We start from the raw sequence: 25,290 nt of genomic DNA on the forward strand, positions 1-25,290 counted from the left end.
CAAGTCCGCACACATCGTGCAGACGAGCGCGTGCATCAGCGAATGTGCCTGTCAAATGGCGCAGACCCGCTCGGAGGCACGTGTTGCTTACCCGATGCGATGGTCTGTCAAGGAACTTGTGCCGCCGTTCCATCGGGTCATCAAAGAGGATCAATTCCGCATCAATGGCTTTGTTTTCGCGTTACTGGCAACGCACGTCCCGCAGGCGCGTGCTGGCCATCGGCGCGGACGACTTTTCCACCTGACTTCATCACCTGCCTTGTGTGAACATCGTGAAACATTCCGGTCTTGTCGCGCTGAAACGAGTGCGCTCCCTGTTACCTTGCTTCTTTCCATCCACACGCAAGGCAACTATCGTCCTTGCAGCGTGCAGCGCCATCGTCCTTGGCGCATGCCACCAGCGCGACCCGGTGGTCGCCGAGGTTAAGCCCGTCGTTGCGCTTGCGGTTCACCCGGATGAGCGCGTCGATAGCTCCTCGTTGCCCGCACAAGTGCAGGCGCGCTATTCCACGCCTCTGTCGTTCCGGGTGGGAGGCAAGGTCATCGAGCGCCGAGTACATATCGGCGATACGGTCAAGGCGGGACAGACCGTTGCACTGCTAGACCCGACGGATCTGCAGAACAACCTCGTCAATGCGCGCGCGCAACTCGATGCGGCTGAGCATCGCCTTGTCTTCGCGAAGCAGCAGCTCGACCGCGATGAGGCGCAGGCGCGCGCAAACCTGATCGCGCCCTCTCAGCTTGAGCAAACTCAGGATGCCTACGCTTCCGCGCTCGCACAGCGCACTTCCGCTCTCGCGCAGATGGCGCTCGCGACGGATCACCTGCGCTACGCGACGCTGACCGCGGACCACGACGGTGTCATCACATCGGAGGATGCGGATACCGGCCAAAACGTTCAGGCAACGCAGGCTGTGTATCACCTCGACTGGACCGGCGACATCGATATCGTTTGCGACGCTCCCGAAAGGACCGTGAGCTCCCTGGCCGTCGGCAGCAAGGCGCGCGTCACCTTGCCAGCGCTGCCCGGCAAGACGTTTGAAGCGCAGGTGCGCGAGGTGTCGGCGGCGGCCGACCCCGAAAGCCGCACGTGGCGCGTGAAGCTCACGCTGACTGCGCCGGGTCCCGACGTGCGTCTTGGCATGACCGCGAATGTGGCATTCAGCTCAGCCGACGATCTCGGTGCCGGCCAGGTCTTTACGCTCCCGGTGACGGCGCTCTTTCACAAGGGTGATAACCCGGCCGTGTGGGTCGTGCGTAAAGGCAGCGACACGCTCGAGTTGCGCCCCGTCACGATTCAGCGGTATGACGAGCGCACGGTTTCGCTCAGTGCGGGGCTGCACGATGGCGATCGGGTGATCCTCCAGGGGGTGCATGCCGTGAGCTCCGGGCAGCAAGTTCAAGTGGTGCCTCCGCTGCATCAGGAGGGCTCGGTATGAACGCGCGCGACAACGAGACTTCGGTCGAACGGGCGCCGGCGAATGCTTCTGGCGAGGAACGCGCGAGCGGTACGGGCTTCAACCTCTCCGCGTGGGCGCTGACGCACCAGCAGCTCGTGATCTTTCTGATCGGGCTCGCCACGCTGTTCGGCGTGATCGGCTACACGCACCTCGCGCAATCGGAAGATCCGCCCTTCACGTTTCGCACGATGGTGATCAAGACGTACTGGCCTGGCGCGACCGCCCGCGAAGTGCAGGAGCAGATCACCGACCGCATCGGCCGCCAGTTGCAGGCGGCGCCATATGTCGACAACATCAAGAGCTACTCGCGGCCCGGCGAGTCGATGATCTTCTTCGCAATGAAGGACTCGGCGCCGGTCAAGGAGGTGCCAGAGACCTGGTACCAGGTTCGCAAGAAAGTCGGCGACATCCAGGCGACGCTTCCGAAGGGGACGGTCGGACCGTTCTTCAACGACGAATTCGGCGACGTCTATACCAACATCTATGCGCTCGAAGGCGACGGCTTCTCACCGGCGCAACTGCACGACTATGCGGACAAGCTGCGCACGGTGCTGTTGCGGGTGCCCGGCGTTGCGAAGGTCGACTACTTCGGCGACCCCGATCAGCACATCTTCGTCGAGATTTCGAACGCGCAACTGACGCGTCTTTCGATCACGCCGCAGCAGCTTGCTCAGGCGATCGACGCGCAGAATGCCGTCGCGCCTGTCGGCACGATCACCACGGCGGACGACCGCGTATTCGTGCGTCCGAGCGGCGCGTTCAAGGACGAGCGCGCGCTTGCGGATACGCTGATCACCGTCAACAAGCGCTCCTTCCGCCTCGGCGACATTGCGACGATCAGGCGCGGTTACGACGATCCGCCCGTCACGCAGATGCGCGTCGGCGACCAGGCGGTGCTCGGCATTGGTGTGACGATGCAAAAGGGCGGCGACGTCATCGACCTCGGTCGCGCGCTCGACGCGAAGACTGCCGAACTGCAGGCAACGCTGCCGGCGGGTCTGAAGCTCGTGCCGGTTTCGAGCATGCCGCACGCGGTCAAGCACTCCGTGGACGAATTCGTGCGTTCGGTCGGAGAAGCCGTCGCGATCGTGCTGGTCGTGAGCCTCGTTTCGCTCGGTCTGCGCACGGGCATGGTGGTGGTGATCACGATCCCGATCGTGCTTGCCGTGACCGCGCTGTGCATGCATACCTTCGGTATCGGGTTGGACAAGGTTTCGCTTGGCACGCTCGTGCTCGCGCTCGGGCTGCTGGTCGATGACGCGATCATTGCCGTCGAAATGATGGCGGTGAAGCTGGAGCAGGGCTGGAGCCGCATGCGCGCGGCGGCGTTTGCGTATTCGAGTACCGCATTTCCGATGCTGACCGGCACCCTCGTGACGGTCTCGGGCTTTTTGCCGATCGCGCTGGCGAAATCGAGCACGGGTGAGTACACCCGCTCCATCTTCGAGGTGTCGGCCATCGCGCTGATCGTCTCGTGGTTCGCGGCGGTCGTGCTGGTGCCGCTGCTCGGCTTTCATATGCTGCCCGAGCGCAAGGCTCACGCCGGCGCCGGGCACGACCATGAGCACGCCGTCTACAACACCGGCTTCTACCGACGCCTGTCGGGCTGGGTCACGTGGTGCATCGAGCGGCGCTGGATCGTGCTCGGCGTCACCTGCGGCCTGTTCGCGCTCGCCATGGTTGCGTTCACGCGCGTGCCGCAGCAGTTCTTCCCGAACTCCGAGCGTCCTGAATTGCTGGTCGACTTGAGGCTGCCTGAAGGCGCTTCGTTCGAGGCGACGCTGCGTGAATCGAAGCGCCTCGAGAAGGTTCTCGATGGCAAGGCCGGAATCGACCACTACGTCGACTTCGTCGGCACGGGTGCCCCGCGCTTTTATCTCCCGCTCGACCAGCAGCTCCAGCAGCCCAACTTCGCGCAGTTCGTGATCACGGCCAAAGACGTCGAAACACGCGAGGAACTGATGCGCTGGCTCGACGCGAAACTGGAGAAGGACTTTTCCGGTGCTCGCACACGTGTCGCACGGCTCGAAAACGGTCCGCCCGTGGGCTTCCCGATCAAGTTCCGCGTGAGCGGTGACGACATCGCGACGGTGCGATCGATCGCGGATACGGTCGCGGAAAAGGTCCGCGCCGATTCGCGCACGCGCAACGTCCAGTTCGATTGGGACGAGCCGGCCGAACGCTCGATTTCGTTCGAGATCGACCAGAACCGCGCGCGCCAGCTTGGCGTCACGTCAGCAGACGTTTCGAGCTTCCTGGCCATGACGCTGTCCGGCTACACCGTCACGCAGTACCGCGAGCGCGACAAGCTGATCAACGTCGATCTGCGAGCGCCGAAGAGCGAGCGCGTCGATCCCGCCAAGCTCACGAGCCTTGCGATTCCGACACCGAACGGCCCGGTTCCGCTCGGCTCGCTCGGACACGTGCGCGACACGCTCGAATATGGCGTGATCTGGGAGCGTGACCGCCAGCCAACCATCACCGTGCAGGCCGACGTGCGCGGCGACGCCCAGGGCATCGACGTGACGCACGACATCGAGAACGCACTCACGGCTGTGCGCGCAAAGCTCCCCGTGGGCTACCGGATCGAGGTGGGCGGGGCGGTCGAGGAGAGCGTGAAGGGCCAGACGTCGATCAATGCGGAAATGCCGCTGATGATCATTGCGGTGCTGACGCTGCTGATGATCCAGCTGAAGAACTTCGCGCGCACCTTCATCGTCGTGCTGACCGCGCCGCTGGGTCTCATCGGCGTCGTGACAGCGCTGCTGCTGTTCGGCAAGCCGTTCGGCTTCGTCGCGCTGCTGGGCGTGATCGCGATGTTCGGCATCATCATGCGCAACTCCGTGATTCTCGTCGACCAGATCGATCAGGACATCGCGGCGGGGCACCCGCGCTTCGACGCCATCATCGGCGCAACGGTGCGACGTTTCAGGCCGATCATGCTGACGGCCGCCGCCGCCGTGCTCGCGCTGATTCCGCTGCTGCGCTCGGGCTTTTTCGGGCCGATGGCGACTGCGCTGATGGGCGGCATCACCGTCGCCACATTGTTGACCGTGTTCTTCCTGCCGGCACTCTACGCGACCTGCTTCAGGGTCCGTCGTGACGAGCGCGGCGAGCAACCGGTCGTCGTCGAGCATACGGAGGTTTGATCATGAGTTTTACTTACAAGGTATCCGTGTTTGCGGCGGCCGCGGCGTTCGCCATGACGGCGTGTTCGTTCGGGCCCAGCGGCGAGCCGCCGGCGATGCCGTCTCCCGAGCATTACGGTGCGCAGGCGCAGCCTGCGAAGACGGTGGCAGCGGGCGGCGTTGCGCAGACCTTCGATGTCGGCGCCACGCCGGGGCCGCAGTGGTGGCGGCTCTACCACTGTGCCGCGCTGGACGCACTCGTCGACGAAGGACTGCGCAACAGCCCGACGCTTGCGGCAACGCAGCGTACGCTCGCAGCGGCGCAGGAGCAATTGCGCGCGCAGATCGGCTCATCGACGCTGCCATCGATCGACGGCGCGGCGCAGGTGCAGCGCGCCCGTTCACCGGTCGCGCCCCAGCTTGGCCTGCCCGAGCAGGTGCAATACAACTTCTTTGCCGGGCAGCTGCAAGCGCATTACACGTTCGACCTGTTCGGCCAGACGCGCTATGCGAACTCCGCGAGCGCGGCCCGTGTGAATGTGCAGGCGTTCGAGCTGGAAGCGTCGCGCCGTGCGCTCGCGGCAAACATCGTGGCAGCCACGATCAACGTGGCGGCCCTCGACCGGGAGATTGCACTCACCGAGCGGCTCGCCGCCGTATCGAACGATGCGGCGAACGACGATGCGCAGCGCTACGCGCTCGGCTCGGTTTCGCGAGCCCAGGCGTTCGAGTCGAAACAGGACGCGGCCTCCATCGCGGCGAGCTTGCCCGCACTGCGTCAGCAACGCGCGACCGCGGTTCATGCACTCGCGGTGCTGATTGGCCGTACACCGGACAATGCCCCGAGCGTGCCGGATCTGGACAGCCTGTCGCTGCCTGAGCGCGTGCCCGTAGCCGTGCCTTCGGACCTGTTGCGCTCGCGCCCGGACATCCAGGCAGCCGACGCGGCCGTCAAGGCCGCAGCCGCCGACGTGGGCGAGGCAACGGCGCAACTCTTCCCGAGCCTGTCGCTGACGGGCGCGATGGGGCGCGGCGGCTTCAGCTGGCCGGCAGTCGTTTCGGGTGCGGGCGGGCTGTGGGCCATCGGAGCGAGCCTTTCGCAGCCGATCTTCCATGGCGGCGCGCTGTTCGCGCAACGCCGCGCGTCGATCGATGCGTACGACGCCGCCGTGCTGCACTACAAGGCGACCGTGCTGTCTGCGTTCGAGGACGTGGCGAATTCGCTAGCCGCGCTGGATAACGACGCACAGACTCTGGCGTCGAGCGAAGCCGCCGCCGATGCCGCGCGCACGGCATTCGACGACACCGCGTCGCGCCACCGCATGGGCTCGCTGCCTTCGGCGGCAACGCACGCCAGCGAATCGCGCTACCTGAACGCGCAAATCGCAGCAGCACGCGCCGCAGGTCAGCGCATGGGCGATACGGCGGCGCTTTTCCAGGCGATGGGAGAACTGCCCGACGCCCAGCAAGCGACCGCATCGACTGCAAAGACCGGGCGCTCGTGACACACGAGGGCGATCCAGCGGGACCGCCCTCGCCGTTCAGCAGTGGCTCGAGCCACGTCGATAGCCGTTGGACCCACATCGATTGCCGGCTGGATCCGCGCCGCAACGCGCGGTCTGGGCCTGCTGTGAGTGTGAATGCCCGCGGTTTTCCGCTTTATTTTCGTATGGATTACCAAAGACTGATTGTCTGCCACGAATGCGACCTGTTGTTTCGCAAGCCCGCTGCCGCGAAAAGACACCGCGCGGCCTGCTCGCGATGCGGTGCGGGCTTCGCAGCGCTACCGGGTTGCGCATTGTCGCTCGACTGGATTTGCGCTGTGACGCTCGCCGCGTTGATCGTTTTTTGTATCGCGCAGAGTTTCCCGCTCATCGAAATGCACGCGAACGGCATGACATCCGAGGCGACGCTGTTTGGCGCCGTGCGCTCGCTGTGGTTCGGCGACATGCGTGTCGTCGCGGTGATGGTGTTGTGCGCGGCGGTACTTTTTCCGTTGATCGAATTGCTCGCATTGCTCTACGTGCTGGTGCCGCTGCGGTTGGGTATACGGCCACCCCGTTTCAATGCAATGGTGCGTCTCGTGCAGATCGTCCGGCCGTGGGGCATGGTTGAAGTGTTCATGCTCGGCGTGCTGGTGACGATCGTGAAGATGGTCAGCCTCGCGCAAGTGATCCCGGGACCGGGGTTGTTCGCATTAGGCACGCTGACCGTCATGCTGGGCGTGGTTGCTTCATTCGACCCGAGCGGGCTTTGGGCGATCAGTGAAGAAATCAGGCGCTCGCGAATGGCGGAAGTTCGGTGGTCGAAGGTGAGCACCGGGCGAGAGCGGTTCATGCGGCCCTCGGCGGCGCGCAAAGCCAGTTCGTCGACCGCCATCACGGCACGGCGAGCCAGACTTGTCGGCTGTCACGCATGCGGACTCGTTCAGACGCGCGTTGAACGGGAAGTCCACCAGCGCTGCTCCCGATGCCAGCATGTGCTGCACGAACGCAGGCCCGACAGTCTCACGCGGACGGCCAGTCTGCTTCTTGCCGCCGCGATTGCCTATATTCCGGCGAATCTGCTGCCGATCATGCACGCGTCATCCGTGGGCGGCTCGGAAGACGACACGATCCTTGGCGGCGTGGCGTATTTCTGGACCTCGGGAGACTGGCCGCTCGCTGTCGTCGTCTTCATCGCCAGCGTTCTCGTGCCGGTTCTCAAGCTCGTTGTTCTCACGCTTCTCACGGTGGCCGCTTCGCGCGGTTCGGGCTGGCGCGCTCGTGAAAGAGCGACCCTGTACCGGCTCGTCGAGCGCATTGGCCGGTGGTCGATGCTCGACGTGTTCGTCGTTGCACTGACGGTCACATTGGTGCATTTCGGCTCGCTCGCCGTCATTACTGCTGGACCGGCCGCCCTCGCTTTCGGAGCGGTTGTGATCCTGACCATGCTTGCATCGCATCAGTTCGATCCGCGGCTCATCTGGGACAACGTGGGTCCGGGGCCGCGTGCCGCTTCAACTGCGAACGATGAAGCTCTAGCTGCTCCTCTCTTGAAAAACCGAATTCCTGAAAAAGACGATGCATCTTTCCAATCTATCCAGACCTGACATCAAGCCGCGCAAGCGTTGGCTGCCATCCCTGATCTGGTTAGTGCCTTTGATCTCGGCATTGATCGGCGTTGCTCTGGTGGTCAAATCCGTTGCGGAAAAAGGACCCGTCGTGACGGTCACCTTCAATAACGCCGAGGGCATCGAGGCGGGCAAGACGAAGGTCAAGTACAAGGACGTTGAAATCGGTGTCGTGCAAGCCGTTGCGTTGTCCGCGGATGTGCGGCATGTTATCGCGAGTATCCAGTTGAGCAACGACGCAGAGAAGTTTGCCACGCAAGGCACGCGGTTCTGGGTGGTACGCCCGCGCGTCGGCGCCAATGGCATCTCCGGCCTCAGTACGCTGCTTTCGGGCGCCTACATCGGCGTGGACATCGGGCGCTCGACCGAGCGGCAAACCGCCTTCCTCGGTCTTGAAAGTCCGCCTATTGTCACCACGGGACAACCTGGGCATCAGTACACGCTGCGAGGCGACTCGCTGGGCTCGATCGATATCGGCGCCCCCATCTTCTACCACCGTATCCAGGCGGGTCAGGTGATCGGCTACTCGCTCGATCCTCACGGCGCGGGCGTCATCGTGAATGTCTTCGTGAATGCACCGTACGACCAGTACGTCGGTACCAATACGCGGTGGTGGCATGCAAGCGGCGTCGATCTGCGTCTTGACTCCAACGGGCTGAAGCTCAATACGCAATCGCTCGCGACTGTCGTCGTCGGAGGGCTGGCGTTCCAGTCTCCGGCCGGGCAGGACGCGGGCCCACCGGCGGCAGACAAGGCGGAGTTCCGGCTCGCCGCGGATGAATCGGACGCCATGCGCGAGCCCGACGGCCAGCCGCTCAACGTGGTCATGCGTTTCGATCAGTCTTTGCGCGGACTGTCGGTTGGCGCACCCGTCGATCTTCGCGGGATCGCGCTGGGGCAGGTGACGCAGATCGGCATCGAGTACGACGAAAAGCGCAAGAGCTTCAGCATGAAGGTGGCGATGGCGCTTTACCCCGACCGGCTCAGCCGGCGCTCCAGCGAAGCGCTGCCGGCGCCGGACACGCCTGGCGGGCACGAATTGTTGCAACACCTGGTGACGGAAGGGCTGCGCGGGCAATTGCGGACCGGCAATCTCCTGACGGGACAGTTGTATGTCGCGCTGGACATGTTCCCGAAAGCGCCTCGCGCGACGGTGGACGTGCATAGCAACCCGCTAAATCTGCCGACCGTGCCGAATACGCTCGACGAGCTGCAGGTGCAGATTGCGGACATCGCAAGGAAGCTGAACCAGGTGCCGTTCGACCGGATCGGCGCGAACCTCGACGGTGCCCTGGCGAACGCAAGCAAGCTGTTCGGACATATGGACACGGAGGTCGTGCCGCAGGCACGCGACACGCTCGCCGCCGCGCAAAAGACATTCGCGACGGCCGAATCGACACTCCGGCAGACTGCGCCGATGCAATCGGACGTTCAGGACGCCATGCAGCAGCTCACGCGCACGCTGCAATCGCTCAATGCGCTCTCCGACTACCTGGAGCGGCATCCACAGGCGCTGCTGTTTGGCAAGAAAGGAGACCAGCAATGATCGCGAGGCAATCCCGCTCGTTCCGCACCATGATGAGGACACTCGTCTCTTTCGCCGGGCTGGCCGTTGTGACGGCGTGCGCATCACCGGCGACCCGCGTCTATACGCTCGGAACGGACGCAGAGCCGGCTGTCGCGAAGAGTGTGACAAGCCCCGCTTTGCGGATCGATGTACGCCCGGTCAAAGTGCCGGCCGCAGTCGCCCGAAGCCAGCTTGTGGTGCAGGTCAATGCGGCCCAGGTGCAGGTGCTTGAAGACGACCAATGGTCGTCGGCGCTTCCGGACGAGATTCGCTATGCACTCGTGGCTCGCGTGAGCCAACAGGCCGCCGCATCCGCTGCCAGCGCGATTGGTCGTGGCGATGCGGTTCCTGTCTATCAGATTGGCGTCGATGTTCAGCGCTTCGAATCGTGGCCCGGTTCACATGTGCTGGTTGACGCCGTGTGGAGTGTGAGCGGGTCTGCGGACCTGCAGACGCTGACTTGCCACAGCACTGTGACGGAGCCCGTGTCTGGCGGATACCAGGGCATCGTCGAGGGGCATCGTCGTGCGCTCAGTGCGATTGCTGACCAGATAGCCGAGGTCGTGCGCGCCTTCGCGGCGACCGCGGCGGATCGGCCGTCTGGCCTTACGGGTGGGCGCGGCGGAAGGGGAATGACAACGCTGTCCTGCCCGCCATTTTCAGGCGGGGCGCAAACCGAGGTAAACAGGCCGGCGGCTCCGCGCTCCGGCGGATAAATTCGCAGCCCGTCGCCAGTCGGGACAGGGACCGATCGCCAGAGAGGTTCCGCTCACGACTGGCGACCTCAAGCTGCCTCGTCGGCTAACTCGACGATCGGCAGTGGACGCGCGGCAATCTTTTCCGCCTCTGCGCGCTTCAGGCCGAGTATCTGAAGCAACATGGCTGCCGTGCGCTCGGGAAAGTGCTCGCCGCTGAAACCCAGCTCCTTCAGCATATCTGCGGCACTTGCGCCCGGCGCGACATAGTTCAGTTCGGCCGCGATGGCAGACAGAACGGTGCCGCCCACCGCGAGATAGCCGATAAACGGGTCGGCAACGACAAATCGCTTTGCCGCAATGCCGTTTCGAATGTCGCGCATGAGCCGCTGAGCCAGCCCACGACTCAGCGCAGGCGCCGAAAACCCTTCGCGAATCAGAAAGCGTCCCCACACCGGATCGTGCCGCGCACGCAGGATAGTGTGGCGCACCGAGACGGCCACCACTTCCGCGGGATCGGTGATGCCTCCCGCGAGGCGATCCAGCACGTTCGCAAACTCTTCGAATACGTTGTCGACGAGCGTCGCGTAGATCGCTTCCTTCGACTCGAAGTGGTTGTAGAAGGAGCCAAAGCCGACATCGGCGGCCTCGGTGATTTCATTGATCGCCACGCCCTCCATGCCCCTTTCGGCCATCAGCCTGAGGGCTGCGTCGAGCAGACGCGCGCGCGTCTCGCGCTTGCGGCGGGCGCCGCGAGGCTCTTTTTCTTCGATGACGGGAGCCGGGGAGGCGGACGCCTTAGCCGGGGAGCGCCTGGCTGGCGCGCGCTTAGTCGTGGTTGTCATGGTGGATCCAGTTCTGGTCATAGCCACAGTATAGATTCGAATGTCTTTATTGACAAAACGATCAGTGCTGAGTTTAATGTCATAGACGGCGGCAAAAGCCGGTCTTACCAGAACAGACGGAGTGACTGTGGAGACAGCAAACAGAACCGGCATTGCGCCCAGCGGCCGGCATCACCTTACCCAACGGCCCATCCGGGCTTTAGGGCCCGCCACCGATCCCGCGTCCGCAAATTGCCCATCTAGTCAGGCCGCCAGCGCCCGCGTGCTCGCGCGGTGCGGCGCGCCAGCCCTGCGCGCGGCTTCACCGATCCTAACTGCCTGATCACCGTTCACCATGAAACTGACCACTGCACAGCCGGCTCGTCACCCGAATCCAACGGCGAAAGCGACCGCATTGGCCTATCTAATGTTCGATCGGCCGGACCTCGAGAAAGCTGAACGGTTTCTCAACGACTTTGGGCTTCGAACGGTCACGCGTGGCGAAGAGATGCTGCTCCTGCGCGGTACAGGCGCGTCGCACTTCTGTTACGTCGTGCGAGAGGCGCCCAAAGCGAGATTTGTCGGCTTTGGCCTGGAGGTCGGCAGCGTAGCCGAACTGGATGCGCTTGCCAGGCTGCCGGGCGCGTCGGAGGCGAAGGCCTCCACGCTGCCGGGCGGCGGCTACGTGGTGCAGTTGGAGGATCCGTCGGGGTTCCGTGTCGATGCGGTCTGGGGCCAGGCGCCCGCCACTGCGTTGCCGCACCGGCTGCCGTTGGCGTTCAATTCCGTCGATGCCGCGGTTCGCATCAACGGCACGCAGCGTCCCCCCGAGGGCGCTCCTGAGATCATCAGGCTTGGGCACGTGGTGCTGGAACTGGCCGATTATCAGGACACCTGCGCGTGGTACACGCGCCATTTCGGCTTCATCCCGAGCGACGTGCAGGTGTTGCCCGATGGGTCACCGGCTGTCGCGTTCATGCGGCTCGATCTCGGCGGCAAGCCCGCCGATCATCACACGCTCGCGCTTGCACAGAGTTTTGAGCCGAAATACAGCCATAGCGCCTACGAACTCGTTGATGCGGATGCGGTCGGCATGGGCCAGCGCGTTCTGCGCAAGGGCGGATGGACGCACGCGTGGGGCATCGGGCGCCATATCCTCGGCAGCCAGATTTTCGACTACTGGCAAGACCCGTGGGGAGACAAGCATGAGCACTACTGCGACGGTGATCTTTTCACCAGCGAAGCCGACACGGGAATCCATGCCGTGAGCCGCGAGGCGATGGCCCAGTGGGGGCCGCCGATGCCGAGCAGCTTCACCAAGCCCCGATTGGCGCTTGCGAGCATCGCGGCGCTGATCGCAAACCTGCGCCGAAGCCCCGACGTCACGTTAGCGCGACTTCGCGCACTGTTGAAGATCTTTGCCTGACGCACCTCTTTACCGAATCCGGAGACAGCCAAAATGGCAATTCACGTTCTGCATTATCTGCACGATGGTCGCGCCCAGTGGGGCGTGGTGGCTAACAACGCAATCACGCCGATTCCCGGTGAGTTCAGCACGACCGCGGAGTTTATTCACGCCAATCCGGTCGAGCGCTTATTGATGCTGGACCGCCCCACGATTCCCGAAGCGGACGTGCAATGGCTGTCGCCCGTGACGGCCAATCAGCAGTTCATCTGCCAGGGTGCGAACTACCGCCAGCACATGATCGAATCCGGCATGGACCCGGATGCGAAAAAATTCAACATGATCTTCACGAAGGCCACGAGCTGCATCGTTCCAGCGGACTCGAAACTCGTGAAGCCCCATTCGGTGCGGTTCCTCGATTACGAGATCGAACTCGGTCTCGTCCTCAAGCGCGACATCACGTCCCGCGCAACGATTACCGACGAGAACCTGCACGACTACGTTGCCGGCGCCGTAATCGTGAACGACTATTCCGCGCGCGATGTGCAGATTCCACAGATGCAGTTCTACAAGGGCAAGAGCTTTCGGACGTTCGGCCCGGTCGGCCCGTATCTTTGCCTGCTCGAAAAGCACGATATGCCGAAGCTCGAGCAGCTCGTGCTGACGCTGATTGTCAACGGAACGGTTCGACAGAACGATTCGACCTCGGGTCTCGTGTACGGTCCGGCCGAAACGTTGACCGAACTGTCCGGCGTTCAGGACCTGCACGCCGGGGACCTGCTTGCAACAGGTACGCCGTCCGGTTGCGCGCTGATGATTCCGTCGCCGGAAAAGCAACGCGCTGCGGCACAACTGCCCGAAGCGGAGAAATGGCGTCTCTTCCTCGGGCTGCAAGCCGAGCGACCGCAGTACCTTCAGATTGGCGATGTGGTCGAAGCACGTATCGTTAGCGAGGATGGCTCGATCGATCTAGGTACCCAGCGCAACGTCGTCGTCGCAGAGGCCGCATGAAAGCCGTCGCTAACGAGCAGGATGTCCTCGCTATCGAATCGCGGGGGCAACCGGCGGAACTTCTGTCGAGCACCTACGAAATGATCTGCCGGGGCGCCGCGATCAATCCATCGGCACCCGCGTTCTCGTTCTTCACACAACCGCGGACGACTACGCGAGCCCGAAGTGCTGGACTTACAGCGAACTGGTGCGCGACACCACGCGCACGGCGAACATGTTGTCACGACTGGGTGTGCAGCGAGACACGGTGGTCGCCTATGTGTTGCCGAATCTGCCCGAAACGCACTTCGTGGTGTGGGGCGGCGAGGCGGTCGGCATTGTCTGCGCAATCAATCCACTGCTCGAAAGCGACGCAATAGGCGAGCTGCTCAATGCCTCAGGCGCGAGTGTGCTTATCACCTTGGCGCCGCACCCCGGCAAAGACCTGTGGCCGAAAGTGCAGGCGATCTTGCACAAGCTTGCGTCGCTCAGGCGCGTCGGCGGCGATGCGGTCCGCAAGCGCTCCGACGGCATCGTCATCATCGATCCGGAGAAGGCGCGAGGGCGCAAGGACATCGTCAAGTCGTGCCCGTACAAGGCGATCGTCTGGAACGAGGAACTGCAAGTGCCGCAGACGTGGATCTTCGATGCACATCTGCTCGACCAGGGCTGGCAGCATCCGCGCTGCGAGCAGGTTTGCCCCGCGCGTCTTCGAGACGGTCAAGCTCGACGATGCCGCCATGGCGGAAAAGGCCCGACGTGAAGGGTTCCGGGTATTGCGGCCCGATCTCGAAACAAAGCCTCGCGTCAGGTATGGCGGCTTCAAGCGCTGGAAAAGCTGTTTCATAGGTGGCAGCATCAGTGCCACGGTCAGCGGCGCAGTTGAATGCGTCGCTGATGCAGCGGTTGTCCTGTACGCCGGCGATCAACGCGTCGCAGGCACTCTTTCGGACGCTTTCGGCGACTTTCGCTTCGGTGGTCTCGAGAAAAATAGTGGCATGTACCGGATCGAGATTCGTCACGCGCGAGGCAATGCAACGCGCGAGTGTGCGGTCGGCGAAAGTGTGTACCTGGGAGAAGTCAGCCTCGCGCTGGCGGCCAGCGAGGTGGAGGCTAACTGAAGCGTCGCTCGCGCCCTCAATTTCTGTATTGACATAAAAATCAATTATGAGTCTAATGTCTAATATACGCTGTGGAGCATGAGCCAGTCTCAGCGAGGCCACCGAGTAACGGCGATTTCACAGCTTCGTCTTGCGCAGACGATCACGGACAGAGAGATCGCCTCGAGCCACGCCATGAAGAACGAACGCCTGAGCCACGCGCGCAGAAAAGAGCAGACCCGGGAGCGCCTGTATGGTGCCGCAAGGACGATGTTCCTCGGGAAGGGCTTCGCAGCGACGAGCGTGGAGGACATCGTCGAGGCCGCAGGGTACACGAGGGGCGCGTTCTACTCCAATTTCAGAAGCAAACACGAGCTGCTGACGGAACTGTTGCGGCGCGACGTCGAAGCGGCGCATGCGGATCTGCGGGCGATCTTTCAAGATGCTGGCACGCCTGAGCAAGCGACCGCGCGCGTGATTACGAATCTTGTCCGTTTCTGGCGTGAGCGTGAATGCTTTCCGCTTTGGGTCGAGGCGTACCTCCTCGCACGCCGCGACAGCATCTTTCAGGAACGGCTTCATGGGTTGCGACGCGCGAAGCTTTTGCAGGTCAGCGCCCATATTCAAACGCTCCTGAGGGAAAGCGACAGCACATTGCCGCTGCCGTCGGATGCGTTGGCGCTCTGCCTCGTGAGCCTTTGCGAAGGCATGCAGCTTTTTAATCTGTGCTATCCGCAGAGTGTGATCGACCAGTTGGGTCAGACAGTGCTAGCGCAATTTGCTTCGTCCGTACCGTATCGGCAGTCAATTCAACAAACACCGCCGATGGGATGGCACGAGTGCTGCACTCTCGAGAATCGTTGAACGAGGTCGCAAAGGGTCGCGATTGCAATTCGTCCAGATGCCCGAAACGTAGATCATGGAATATATAGAAAGCTTGCGTCTCTTCCGCACGATCGTCGAAGTGAAAAACTTCCGGCGCGCGGGCGAAATGATGGACCTGTCACCTTCGGTCGTTTCACGCGCGATAGCCTCGCTGGAGGAGCGCCTGGGAGCACGACTGTTTCATCGTTCGACGCGGCAGTTTTCTCTCACGGAAGCCGCGGAGCGCTTTTACGAGGGGTGCTGTCGCATTCTCGACGATCTGGATCGCCTGGAAGCGAGCGCCGCAGGTCATGGGCGACTACCGGCAGGCGTATTACGTGTGGTCGCGCACACTACGGCTGCGTTGACATGGCTTGCGCCGTTGATGGCGTCGTTCAAGCGCAAGCATCCAAATATTAGTCTGGACATCACTTTGACAGAGCGATCTGTCGACCTGACGGCCGACGGGTACGATCTGGGCATCGTGCTACCGTTCATGCTCGCGACGGATCTTGCCGTGACGCGGCTTCTTCAACGGCTGCCGCTGGTCATCGTCACGACGCAGGCGTACCTCGGCAGGCGTCCACCGCCGCGGCATCCTGCCGAGCTGGCCGATCATGTGTTCGTCACGGTGCCGCCCTCGATGCATAAACCAACCCTTACGTTCCAAATCGACCACGAAACCGTCGCAGTCCAGATCAAATACGAGATCGCGTCGAATAACCCGATATTCAATCGCGACATCATTCTCGAGGGATACGGTGTGGGTTTGCTTCCCTTCGCGCTTGTGGAACAGGACATCAAGGCTGGCCGGCTCGTACGTCTGCTTGACGGCTTCGAGATCGTCGATACGGCGGCTGAAGTCCGACTGGCCTATATCGGCCGCACGCTATTACCCGCAAAGGTCAGGGCATTCATCGACCATAGCGCAGAATTCTTTGAACGGGGCATGTAAGCGACTCGCCGCTCAACGACGACCGACGCCGTGTCGACTGTGCGGTCTGCCGGGACGGACCATGCTGGGGCGAGGCGCGAGAAGGGGCGCTGGTCGGGTCTATGATGCGCTGGACGCGAGCAAGGCCGTCGACTTGCTCGGGCGTGAAGTGATCAACACGGTGCCGGGTTGCCAGGCCGGTGCGGGTCCTGGCACTGCGAACTGAGTGCGCACCAAAACAAGCTGTAGGCACGGCCGCCGTCATGCGCCCTTTCAAGGTCAAGGGACAGTGGAAGTACTTGTACCGGGCCGTGGACAAGGCGGGAGACACGATCGATTTTCTGCTGCGCGCGCATCGTGACAAGGCTGCGGCGAAGCGCTATTTTCAGAAGTCGATCGAGCATAACGGCGAGCCCGAGGTAGTGACCCTCAGGCGACACAGACGATTCGGGATGTGCAGCCTCTCACGAAGCGCGAACCTGACCACGCACTCCAGTTCGCCTGCCCGTGGGAAGCCCCACCGACAAACAGATCGAAACACGCAACGCTTGGTCGCGACTGCCTTGGCGATGGATAAAATAGCGCAAGGAACGCGAATTTCAAGAGGCCCTGCAAGATGTCATCCGGGAGGTTTCATGGAACTTTTCGACAGGCTTCAGGAGCAGATCGACACCGTGCGTCTGCCGCTCTTTGCCGTCACCGTCACGGCGGTGGCGCAGGTGAATACGCCGCTTTTTGCGATACTCCACTGGCACGGATTCCGGCGAGCGACGCCGCTTGTCCTGCCCGGCATCGAGATCCCGCGACGACCGGTTCCGGGGTCGGCCTTTCGCTTCGACGCACCGTGGCACAGCTTTGAGACCGTGGACGCCATGCTGCTGGATGCCGCCTGGCAATCCGGCGCGTGGGACGTCGAGCGCGTCGAGCGGCGAGGATGCAACGTGATCGGTGCCAGCGAGGCCGAGGCGCTCGCTTGCCGTCAGGCGTTCGGAAACTATCCCGGGCAAGGGGCCCGCGACCCGCAGCTTGTCAGTGACGATATGGACCGCGACGCGCTGATGCGTCTTGCCGCGCACAGCGGCTACCTGCGCTGGCTGTTCCGCCCGGTCAAGGGCGGCTTGTGGGGCACGCTCAACGAACCCGACGACACCCTCGATGCGGATGGTGGACGCCAGCCGCCCTGTCCGGTGCTGCCTGAACCCCCCCACCCGGATCGACGCGGTCGCACGGTTTATCGCCTCGGCAAAGTGCGGCGCGTGCTGCTGCCGCGTTGAAATATTCTGTTACAAATAGACATTTTCGCGCCCCTTGAAGCGCGGCATTGGCGCCTCTATTTCGCATTCCGCCAGACATTGGCTCGGCTGCACCGCGGCGTATGCGCGCCCCGGTTCCCGCAGCCGGATTCCCTTATTGGTGATCCTTTAATCGCTCAGGAGATGGAAATGCAGATTCGTCCCCTCTACGACCGGGTTATCGTCAAGCGAATCGAAACGCAACGGACGACGGCTTCGGGCATCGTGATTCCCGATTCAGCGGCAGAAAAACCAGAACAAGGCGAAGTCGTCGCAGTCGGCAGTGGCCGGCTGCTGCAGGATGGAACGTTGCGCGCGCTGCAACTGAAAGTCGGTGATCACGTGCTGTTCGGCAAATACGCAGGCCAGACCGTCAAGGTCGACGGCGAGGAGTTGCTCGTCATGCGCGAGGAAGACGTCATGGGAGTCCTCGAGGCCGACGCGGGCGCCGCCCGAAAGGCCGCCTGAAACCGCGTTACGGTCGCGGACACCCGACCCGCTGTTCGCGACGCGTTCAGTCAACGACTTTACCAGGAGCAAGAACATGAGTGCAAAAGACGTCAAATTTCATGACAGCGCTCGCGCCCGTATCGTCAAGGGCGTGAATGTCCTCGCCGATGCCGTCAAGGTCACGCTCGGACCCAAAGGACGCAACGTGCTGATCGAGCGTAGCTTCGGCGCGCCGACCATCACGAAAGATGGTGTGTCGGTCGCAAAGGAAATTGAACTGAAGGACCGCTTCGAGAACATGGGAGCGCAGGTGGTCAAACAGGTCGCCTCGAAGACCGCTGATGTGGCTGGCGACGGCACTACCACCGCCACCGTGCTGGCGCAGGCCATCGTGCAGGAAGGTATGAAGCACGTCGCCGCTGGCATGAACCCGATGGATCTCAAGCGCGGCATCGACAAGGCTGTGGCCGCAGTGCTCGACGAACTGCGCAATCTGTCGAAGCCGATTTCCACCAACAGGGAGATCGCGCAGGTAGGTTCGATCTCGGCGAATTCCGATGAGGCGATCGGCAAGATCATCGCGGACGCGATGGAAAAAGTCGGCAAGGAAGGCGTGATCACCGTCGAAGACGGCAAGTCGCTCGACAATGAGCTGGATGTGGTCGAAGGCATGCAGTTCGACCGCGGCTACGTGAGCCCCTATTTCGTCAACGATCCGGAAAAACAGGCCGCGTATCTCGACGACGCATTGATCCTGCTGCACGACAAGAAGATCTCGAGTATCCGGGACCTGCTGCCGGCTCTCGAAGCGACCTCGAAGGCCGGCAAACCGCTGCTGATTGTCGCGGAAGATATCGACGGTGAAGCACTAGCCACGCTGGTGGTCAACGCAATGCGGGGCATCCTGAAAGTTGCGGCCGTCAAGGCCCCCGGCTTCGGCGATCGCCGCAAGGCCATGCTCGAGGACATCGCCGTCCTCACCGGCGCGACCGTGATCTCCGAAGAGACGGGCAAGCAACTTCAGAACGCAACACTCGAAGACCTGGGGCGCGCCAAGCGCGTGGAAGTTCGCAAGGGCGACACGATCATCATCGACGGCGCAGGCGACGAAAAGCGCATCGAGGCACGCGTGAAGTCGATACGTGCGCAGATCGAGGAAGCGACTAGTGACTACGATCGGGAGAAACTGCAGGAGCGCGTTGCAAAGCTGGCAGGCGGCGTGGCCGTGATCAAGGTCGGGGCGGCGACCGAGGTTGAGATGAAGGAAAAGAAAGACCGCGTCGACGACGCGCTGCACGCGACCCGCGCGGCAGTCGAAGAAGGCATCGTGCCAGGAGGGGGCGTGGCGCTCCTGCGCGCGCGTTCGGCCGTGACGAGCCTCAAAGGCGTCAACAGTGATCAGGACGCGGGCATTCAAATCGTGCTGCGCGCACTCGAAGCGCCAATGCGCGTGATCGCCTCGAACGCTGGCGATGAGCCTTCCGTGGTCATCGCCAAAGTGCTGGAAGGCAAGGGCAACTTCGGCTACAACGCGGCTACTGGCGAGTTCGGCGATCTTGTCGAGGCGGGAGTGCTCGACCCCACGAAGGTTGCGCGCACGGCGCTGCAGAACGCCGCGTCGATTGCCGGACTGATCCTGACGACGGATGCAACGGTGGCTGAAGCGCCGAAGGACGAAAAGCCGGCGCAGGCGAGCGCGCCGGAACTGGAGTATTAACCGCTTCGGTTCCGCTCCGCACCGGTCAGCGAGGCTGACCGGTGCATTTTCTTCATGGCATGCGGGCCGTACTGGATTCGAACCAGTGACCAACGGACTAAAAGTCCGCTGCTCTACCAGCTGAGCTAACGACCCAATCCTCTCTTTTTTCGCCGTTATAGCGCTTTGGACGCTCGCCCTAACCGATATCGATCGTGCGACTCGCGGACGGTGCCGGCTCGATTTTCGGCACCGTCAACGTGAGTACCCCGTTGTCGAATTTCGCAAGCGCGCGACCGGGATCAGCGTATTCCGGCATTGGGATCGTGCGTACGAAGTGTCCATGAGCACGCTCCAGCCGATAGCAGCCGTTTTCCTCACTGTGCACATCCTGTTTTTTCTCACCGCGCAGCACGATCGCGCCGTCCTCGACGCTTGCCCTCACGTCTTCGCGCTCCATCCCGGGCAGTTCTGCGGTGACGCGCAGCACCGGTCCCTCGTCGACAACGTCGATGCGCGGCTGGAAGCGCGATGAACTGAAGTCGCCGAACCATCGTTCGAGCGCGCCGCGGCCAGCAAACGGGTCGTGAAAGAACTCTTCCACTGCGCGCCACGGCTCGCGGGAGAATAGTCGCGGAATGTCGGGCCATGCGCTACGCCACGGTTCGCCGGCGGGCGTGCTCTCCAGGTTGTCCGCATCGGCCTTGCGCACAGTCCCGCGAAGGAACTTGAAGGGGTTCCACTTCTTCGGATCGCTGTTCATCGTTTCCTCCTCGGTGATCTGTCACAGCGAACAGGATTGCGTTCTTGCGTCACGGCGCAATCAGCTGATGATCTCAGGATGGCTCCGGCGAGCTCCCGCGGTGAGCCACTGCTGTGTCGGCCACGGACATTTCTGTGGGGAACGGCCGGCTCACCCGCGCCTGCGCTGTCGGAGGGTGGCAGCCAGGCCGCCGCCACTTCGCGTGCTTCCTGGCGTTGCCGCCGACGCGCTGACTTCAGCCCGTACGCACTTCGATCCGCCGCGGACGCGCTTCGTCGCGGCGCGGGATCGTGAGCTTCAGTACGCCGTCCTTCAGGCTCGCCTCGATCTTGGACGTATCGAAGTCCGGGGAGAGCGTGAAGGTTCGCGCAAAGCGTGGCTCACGGATCTCGGCATGCTGCAGCCGCAGATTTGCCGGTGTCGGCACGACCGCCTCGGCCTCGATGGCGAGATTGCCGTCATGAACCCGCACATCGAGCTTCTCTTTCGTGACCCCCGGCAGGTCCGCCCACAACGTGACGCCCTGGGTGTCCTCGTAGATATCGACAGCGGGGGTGATCGTCATCCGCCGCGCGGACGACCCGCTTTCGCTGCGCGTCACCGCGGACGGTTCGCGCTTGCTCAGTTCAGTGGTATCGCTCATTTTCGTCTCCTGGAATTACTGGACGGTGATCGCGCGAGGCTTCGACGATTCGCGCTTGCCGATGGCGATCGACAGGCAGCCATTCTCGTAGCGCGCCTCAACCTTGTCGGGGTCCGCGTTCTCCGGCAGCTCGATGACCCGCCGGAACGGGCCAGTGAAGCGCTCCTGCGCATAGACCCGGGCATCCTCGCCGGTATCCGGTCGCGCTGGCTTGCGCTCACCGCTGATGGTCAGCAGCCCTTTATCTATCGATATGTCGAGTTCGGCCGCATTGACGCCGGGTGCGAACGCGACGATGTGAATCGAGTCGTCGGTGGCGCCAATATTGACGGGCGGGAGCGAGCCGAGGCGGCTTGCCCGAAGACTGGAGGGGAAAGTACCGAAGAAGTTTGCCATCTGCCGCTGCAGCCGGTCGAACTCGCTGAAGAGGTCAGTGCCAGAGTAAAGATCGCTCATGATGTAGTTCTCCTCAGGTGACGCATCGAGGTGAACCAGCCTACGCGCTCCGGTTCGCCTGCCAGCGTCTGGCAATAAATCGAAACACGCAGCGTACGATCCCGTGAGCACCGCACGTCTGCCTGAGCGAAACCTAAGATAGGCTCTGCGGCAGATTTTTCAAGGGAAGAGTGCAGGGGCACGCTTGAATTTTTTGAGGCCGGTCCTATTATCGCGGACGAGGCCGTTTGACCACAGGAGGAGGTCATGGAATTCGATACAGACTGGTTGACGCTGGGCCCGCACCGCGTGCGGCTGCGCTCGACGAAGGGCTTCCCGACGGAAGCCATGCGCAAGGCGGTGGAGGTCGTACGCATTGCGGTCGACAGCAACATGAGCGCCCGCGCGCGCCTCGTAGAAGTTGTCTGCCGCCAGGAGAAGATTTACGAAGTCACGATCGGCACAACAGTGGCAAAGGACAAGGCATGTGCGCCACAACTCGAAACGTATATCGCTGGCGTGCTTGGGCTCCCATCGGACCACATCAACCTGATCGTCACGACGGTGGAACAGTCCGAAGTGGATTTGCACTTTGGCGTGTATGAGAGGATGCTCGCCGAAAAGCTCGGTACGGCGCCGCCAATCCAGTGACACGGCACGCTCGCAAGCGGAACAGCGGTCTGCTGGCGCAGCCACGATAGGCTCCCCCCAAACTACGGGGTGTGCCAGTGTCTGGTCACGCGGATTCAGACAATTAAAAGTCTGACGATTTCCCGTGTGGCGCGCGTTGCGATCTATCTTTGTGCGGCTGACGCCTTACCTCGGCAGTACCAAGGCCTCGGCAGCATTGAAGAACTTGAATTTTTTAGTGAGTTAAACTAATTTATATCCAGCTCAGGCAGTGTGCCGAATCATCCACTAATTGCACACTGCGTGTTTCGATTTGTTTGCCCCGCAGCATGGCAGGCGAACTGGAGCGCGCAAGCCCGTTCTCTTCCTTGCTGCCTATAAGGAGAAGACAATGAGCGACATTCACCCACGCCTGTACTCCAATCTGTTCGAGCTTCTGAACCGCACGACTGCCTCCGTTCTCGACGTTCTACGATCGCTTCGGGAACGCGCTGGTCGCTTGCTCGATGCACAGGTCACCGCGATGCGAACGACGATCCGACGGTGGATATCGCACATACGCAGGCGCTAGCGCAAAGTGATTGACAAAGCATGCGGCGTCGATGCCTTTCACCACAGCGGCGAATGGGACAGGGGCGCCACGCTCGCTTAGCCGTTGGCGCCACCGGCGTGCGCAACATTTAGCCAGGCGATGACACGGTGATCCGATGAAGACGATAAAAATCGAGCAGTGCAACGGATACGAGATTGGTATCAGAACGGTCCTTGTGCATGACGGCCACGGCTGCCCAGAGGCGGACGCAACTTCGGCGGGCGGCTATGCTGCGTTCGTGCAGATCGCGCGTGAAGGCGAGGTCTGCGTGGACTGGCACATGCCGCAGCGTCAAAGACGCTGCGCCACGCGTGAGGATGCGGAAGCGCAGGCGATGGACTACGCGATCCGACTGGTCGAGCGGCGCCCATTCGACGGACCGCCTCCGGATTTCCCGGAGGCTGCCTGATGGCGTCGTCAAACGTGAGCAGAGACGCGCAATTCGAAAGAGGTCATGGTGGAACTTCATTGGCATTCACATCGTTTCGATTGCCGCATCAGGGAAGTGGAAGAGGAGCAGTGACGTGCAGGCGAGCGTCACTGGACATCAAGAGGTTTGCGGCATGAAAAGACGATTGTGTGTCCTTGTCCCAGCAGCCATGATCGCTGGGTTATGGTCAGAGAACGTCAGGTCGGCCAGCCCCCTGCCGACGTTGCCCCTGCAGCATGACATCTGGATCACCGGGACAGTGGAGCGGGGGGACGGGAAGTACGCGCTGGGTGACTATCCGACGATAGTGCTGGATCGACCTTCCACTTCCCCCTGCAACGACAAGGTGCTCTCGGACATCCCTCTTGCCGACGGAGGCGAGGCAGCGCCCTCACTGCTGCTGCCGTACCTGAACCAGCGGGTTGCAGTCAAGGGACGCGTAAGCTGCCCTGACTCGGGGATTCAATTTACGCCACAGCCGGATGTCGTGTTTCCCGTCTGGTAGGGCAAGGGGAAGCACACGACCATCACCTTTCGGCCGCGCCTGCGGCGTTCGTGGCGACTGTTGAGCGTGCTCAGTTCGCGAATACGCACGGCGACGAAACCTCGCCGCAACTGACATTTATGACAGTGCGTCCGCTCCGTCTACCGCGACCGACTTGCGCCGGTAGCCCGTGGTCGCGAGCAGCAGGCTGCGCGTGTATTCGTGCTCGATCTGCTGCGCGCGAATGGATGCGATATCGCGTTGCTCGACAATCTCACCGTGGCGCATGACCGCGACGCGCGAGCAGAGAAAGCCCACCACCGCCAGATTGTGGCTTACCAGCATCATCGTCAAATTGCGTTCGCGATGAAGCCGTCTCAGCAGGTTGAGGATTTCGGCTTGCACGGACACATCGAGCGCGGACGTCGGCTCATCGAGCAGCAGCACGCGCGGTTCGACGATCAGCGCCCGAGCAATTGCGACGCGCTGCCGCTGCCCTCCGGACAGCTGATGCGGATAGCGGAAACGATAAGACGGACCCAAGCCGACTTCGCGCAGCGCATCGACAATGCGTTCTTCCTGCCCGCAAATGCCGTTGATGGTCAGCGGCTCGCGCAAGCTCTGATCGATTGTGAAGCGCGGATGCAGCGAGCCGTACGGGTCCTGAAACACCATCTGCACGTCGCGTCGGAAGGAGCGGTCGAGTTTTTCTCCGAGCACGTGCGAGCCGATTTTCATATGACCGCCGGCGACGGGCGCGAGACCGGTCAACGCGCGCAGGATCGTCGACTTGCCGGAACCCGATTCGCCGACCAGTCCGAACACCTCACCTTCTCCGACATCAAAGCTCGCCGCGCGCACCGCGTCGAAGTGACCGGTCCTGGTTTTGAAGCGCACCGTCAAAGCGTCGACATCGATCATGCTGAATCTCCTGCCGGTTGCGTGAGCCATGCCGCGTCCCGCTTCAGCACGGGCAGTTGCTCGGGCGGATCGACAAGCGGAGGATTCGCCGCGAGCAGGGCACGCGTATAGGGATGCTCGGCGTGGACGAGATCGCGTGCCGCGCATGTTTCCACGACCCGTCCCGCGAACATCACGACGACGCGGTCGCAGAATGACATGACGAGGGGCAGGTCGTGGCTGATAAAAATGAGGCCAGTGTCATGCTTTGCGATCATCTCGTCGAGAATCCCGAGGACCTGCATCGAGACGAGCACGTCGAGTGCGCTGGTGGGTTCATCGGCGATCAGCAGACGCGGCCCGGACGACACCATCATGGCGATCATCACGCGCTGCCCCATGCCACCCGACAACTCGTGCGGGTAGGAGTCGGCGACACGCTCTGGATTGCGGATATGCACCGCTGCCAGTGCCTCGATGATTTTCTCGCGTATCTCGCGGCGGCCGAACTTCGACCCGTGCAGTTCGAACGCTTCGCGCATTTGCTGCGCGACGGTCATCACCGGGTTCAGTGAGTATTTCGGATCTTGCAGGATCATGCCCATCTGCTGGCCGCACAGTTGCCGGCGCTTGCGCGCGGGCATGGCAAGCAGATCCTGACCGTCGAACTTCATCGCCTTCGCATGACATTGCGCCTCAGGCGGAAGCAGGCCGAGCAGAGCGCGCCCGGTCAGCGACTTGCCGGAACCGGATTCGCCGACGATGCCAAGCCGCTCGCCGCGCCGCAGCGTCAGCGAAAGGCCACGCACCGCTTCGCTCAATTCGCCGCCATGACTGCGAAAGCCGATTCGCAGGTCGTCGATTTCACACAAAGGCTGGGCCATATCGACTGGCAT

At 62.5% G+C, this 25,290-nt stretch carries 21 protein-coding genes, 1 tRNA gene and 3 pseudogenes; 18 read left to right on the plus strand and 7 right to left on the minus strand.

What is annotated here, in order from left to right:
• Positions 1–263 precede the first annotated feature (263 nt).
• From QFZ91_RS03245 to QFZ91_RS03270, 6 genes are all read left to right on the plus strand, one after another.
• On the plus strand, positions 264–1,439 hold the full coding sequence (locus tag QFZ91_RS03245; protein WP_429566224.1) for an efflux RND transporter periplasmic adaptor subunit: 1,176 nt from the start codon (positions 264–266) through the stop codon (positions 1,437–1,439).
• Positions 1,436–4,609, plus strand: a complete 3,174-nt coding sequence (locus QFZ91_RS03250; RefSeq protein ID WP_368597811.1) for an efflux RND transporter permease subunit — start codon at positions 1,436–1,438, stop codon at positions 4,607–4,609. Before QFZ91_RS03245 ends, QFZ91_RS03250 begins: the two co-directional genes overlap by 4 nt.
• A 2-nt stretch (positions 4,610–4,611) precedes the next feature.
• Positions 4,612–6,093, plus strand: a complete 1,482-nt coding sequence (locus QFZ91_RS03255; RefSeq protein WP_429566225.1) for an efflux transporter outer membrane subunit — start codon at positions 4,612–4,614, stop codon at positions 6,091–6,093.
• Between the two features lie 164 nt (positions 6,094–6,257).
• Positions 6,258–7,679 (plus strand): paraquat-inducible protein A, encoded by a 1,422-nt coding sequence (locus tag QFZ91_RS03260; RefSeq protein WP_429566641.1) that lies wholly within the window; start codon positions 6,258–6,260, stop codon positions 7,677–7,679.
• Positions 7,651–9,246, plus strand: coding sequence for an intermembrane transport protein PqiB (locus QFZ91_RS03265; RefSeq protein WP_429566226.1), 1,596 nt, complete (start codon positions 7,651–7,653; stop codon positions 9,244–9,246). Before QFZ91_RS03260 ends, QFZ91_RS03265 begins: the two co-directional genes overlap by 29 nt.
• A complete protein-coding gene (locus QFZ91_RS03270; RefSeq protein ID WP_429566227.1) occupies positions 9,243–9,983 on the plus strand; it encodes a PqiC family protein in 741 nt (246 codons plus the stop codon). The genes QFZ91_RS03265 and QFZ91_RS03270 overlap by 4 nt, the downstream gene beginning before the upstream one ends.
• Positions 9,984–10,051: 68 nt before the next feature.
• On the opposite strand, the gene QFZ91_RS03275 is transcribed toward QFZ91_RS03270, so the two are convergent.
• On the minus strand, positions 10,052–10,807 hold the full coding sequence (locus tag QFZ91_RS03275) for a TetR/AcrR family transcriptional regulator (RefSeq protein ID WP_429566642.1): 756 nt from the start codon (positions 10,805–10,807) through the stop codon (positions 10,052–10,054).
• A gap of 334 nt (positions 10,808–11,141) precedes the next feature.
• Between QFZ91_RS03275 and QFZ91_RS03280 the strand changes: the two genes are divergently transcribed.
• The 10 genes and pseudogenes from QFZ91_RS03280 (at position 11,142) to groL (ending at position 19,538) form a co-directional block, all read left to right on the plus strand.
• Entirely contained in the window at positions 11,142–12,212 is a 1,071-nt protein-coding gene (locus QFZ91_RS03280) for a VOC family protein (RefSeq protein WP_429566228.1), read from the plus strand.
• A 33-nt stretch (positions 12,213–12,245) separates the two neighbouring features.
• Positions 12,246–13,202 carry a fumarylacetoacetate hydrolase family protein gene (locus QFZ91_RS03285; RefSeq protein ID WP_429566229.1) on the plus strand — a complete coding sequence of 319 codons (957 nt, stop codon included), beginning with the start codon at positions 12,246–12,248 and terminating at the stop codon, positions 13,200–13,202.
• Positions 13,199–13,674, plus strand: a pseudogene (locus tag QFZ91_RS03290) (AMP-binding protein); the annotation flags it as partial. The gene QFZ91_RS03285 and the pseudogene QFZ91_RS03290, both read left to right, overlap by 4 nt.
• Positions 13,663–14,302, plus strand: a pseudogene (locus tag QFZ91_RS03295) (4Fe-4S dicluster domain-containing protein); the annotation flags it as partial. The pseudogenes QFZ91_RS03290 and QFZ91_RS03295, both read left to right, overlap by 12 nt.
• A 174-nt stretch (positions 14,303–14,476) precedes the next feature.
• Positions 14,477–15,145: a TetR/AcrR family transcriptional regulator gene (locus QFZ91_RS03300; protein WP_368716414.1), complete on the plus strand. Its 669-nt coding sequence runs from the start codon at positions 14,477–14,479 to the stop codon at positions 15,143–15,145.
• 55 nt (positions 15,146–15,200) lie between these two features.
• Complete coding sequence (locus QFZ91_RS03305; protein WP_429566230.1) at positions 15,201–16,100, plus strand: LysR family transcriptional regulator; 900 nt, start codon at positions 15,201–15,203, stop codon at positions 16,098–16,100.
• Between the two features lie 254 nt (positions 16,101–16,354).
• Positions 16,355–16,510 (plus strand): annotated as a pseudogene (locus QFZ91_RS03310) (DDE-type integrase/transposase/recombinase); the annotation flags it as partial.
• A 204-nt stretch (positions 16,511–16,714) separates the two neighbouring features.
• Entirely contained in the window at positions 16,715–17,353 is a 639-nt protein-coding gene (locus QFZ91_RS03315) for a diguanylate cyclase (RefSeq protein WP_429566643.1), read from the plus strand.
• A 168-nt stretch (positions 17,354–17,521) separates the two neighbouring features.
• Entirely contained in the window at positions 17,522–17,839 is a 318-nt protein-coding gene (locus QFZ91_RS03320; RefSeq protein WP_026228167.1) for a co-chaperone GroES, read from the plus strand.
• 76 nt (positions 17,840–17,915) lie between these two features.
• Positions 17,916–19,538 carry a chaperonin GroEL gene (groL, locus tag QFZ91_RS03325; RefSeq protein ID WP_429566231.1) on the plus strand — a complete coding sequence of 541 codons (1,623 nt, stop codon included), beginning with the start codon at positions 17,916–17,918 and terminating at the stop codon, positions 19,536–19,538.
• Between the two features lie 62 nt (positions 19,539–19,600).
• On the opposite strand, the gene QFZ91_RS03330 is transcribed toward groL, so the two are convergent.
• The 4 genes from QFZ91_RS03330 to QFZ91_RS03345 form a co-directional block, all read right to left on the minus strand.
• A tRNA-Lys gene (locus QFZ91_RS03330) sits at positions 19,601–19,673 on the minus strand.
• A 43-nt stretch (positions 19,674–19,716) separates the two neighbouring features.
• The gene (locus QFZ91_RS03335; protein ID WP_176381948.1) at positions 19,717–20,280 is read right to left on the minus strand and encodes an Hsp20/alpha crystallin family protein; all 564 of its coding nucleotides are present in this window, start codon (positions 20,278–20,280) and stop codon (positions 19,717–19,719) included.
• 235 nt (positions 20,281–20,515) lie between these two features.
• Positions 20,516–20,923 (minus strand): Hsp20/alpha crystallin family protein, encoded by a 408-nt coding sequence (locus QFZ91_RS03340; RefSeq protein WP_176110855.1) that lies wholly within the window; start codon positions 20,921–20,923, stop codon positions 20,516–20,518.
• A gap of 15 nt (positions 20,924–20,938) precedes the next feature.
• A complete protein-coding gene (locus QFZ91_RS03345) occupies positions 20,939–21,379 on the minus strand; it encodes an Hsp20/alpha crystallin family protein (RefSeq protein WP_176381950.1) in 441 nt (146 codons plus the stop codon).
• Between the two features lie 246 nt (positions 21,380–21,625).
• Here QFZ91_RS03345 and QFZ91_RS03350 point away from each other — a divergent pair, with 246 nt between their 5' ends.
• Both QFZ91_RS03350 and QFZ91_RS03355 read left to right on the plus strand, forming a co-directional pair.
• Complete coding sequence (locus tag QFZ91_RS03350; RefSeq protein ID WP_176381952.1) at positions 21,626–22,009, plus strand: hypothetical protein; 384 nt, start codon at positions 21,626–21,628, stop codon at positions 22,007–22,009.
• A gap of 686 nt (positions 22,010–22,695) precedes the next feature.
• Complete coding sequence (locus tag QFZ91_RS03355) at positions 22,696–22,989, plus strand: hypothetical protein (RefSeq protein ID WP_176381954.1); 294 nt, start codon at positions 22,696–22,698, stop codon at positions 22,987–22,989.
• A gap of 643 nt (positions 22,990–23,632) precedes the next feature.
• On the opposite strand, the gene QFZ91_RS03360 is transcribed toward QFZ91_RS03355, so the two are convergent.
• Positions 23,633–24,415: an ABC transporter ATP-binding protein gene (locus QFZ91_RS03360; RefSeq protein ID WP_429566232.1), complete on the minus strand. Its 783-nt coding sequence runs from the start codon at positions 24,413–24,415 to the stop codon at positions 23,633–23,635.
• Positions 24,412–25,290 (minus strand): ABC transporter ATP-binding protein, encoded by an 879-nt coding sequence (locus QFZ91_RS03365; protein WP_429566233.1) that lies wholly within the window; start codon positions 25,288–25,290, stop codon positions 24,412–24,414. The genes QFZ91_RS03360 and QFZ91_RS03365 overlap by 4 nt, the downstream gene beginning before the upstream one ends.

The sequence above is a fragment of the Paraburkholderia sp. JPY419 genome (assembly GCF_050435705.1).
Lineage (GTDB): Bacteria > Pseudomonadota > Gammaproteobacteria > Burkholderiales > Burkholderiaceae > Paraburkholderia > Paraburkholderia youngii.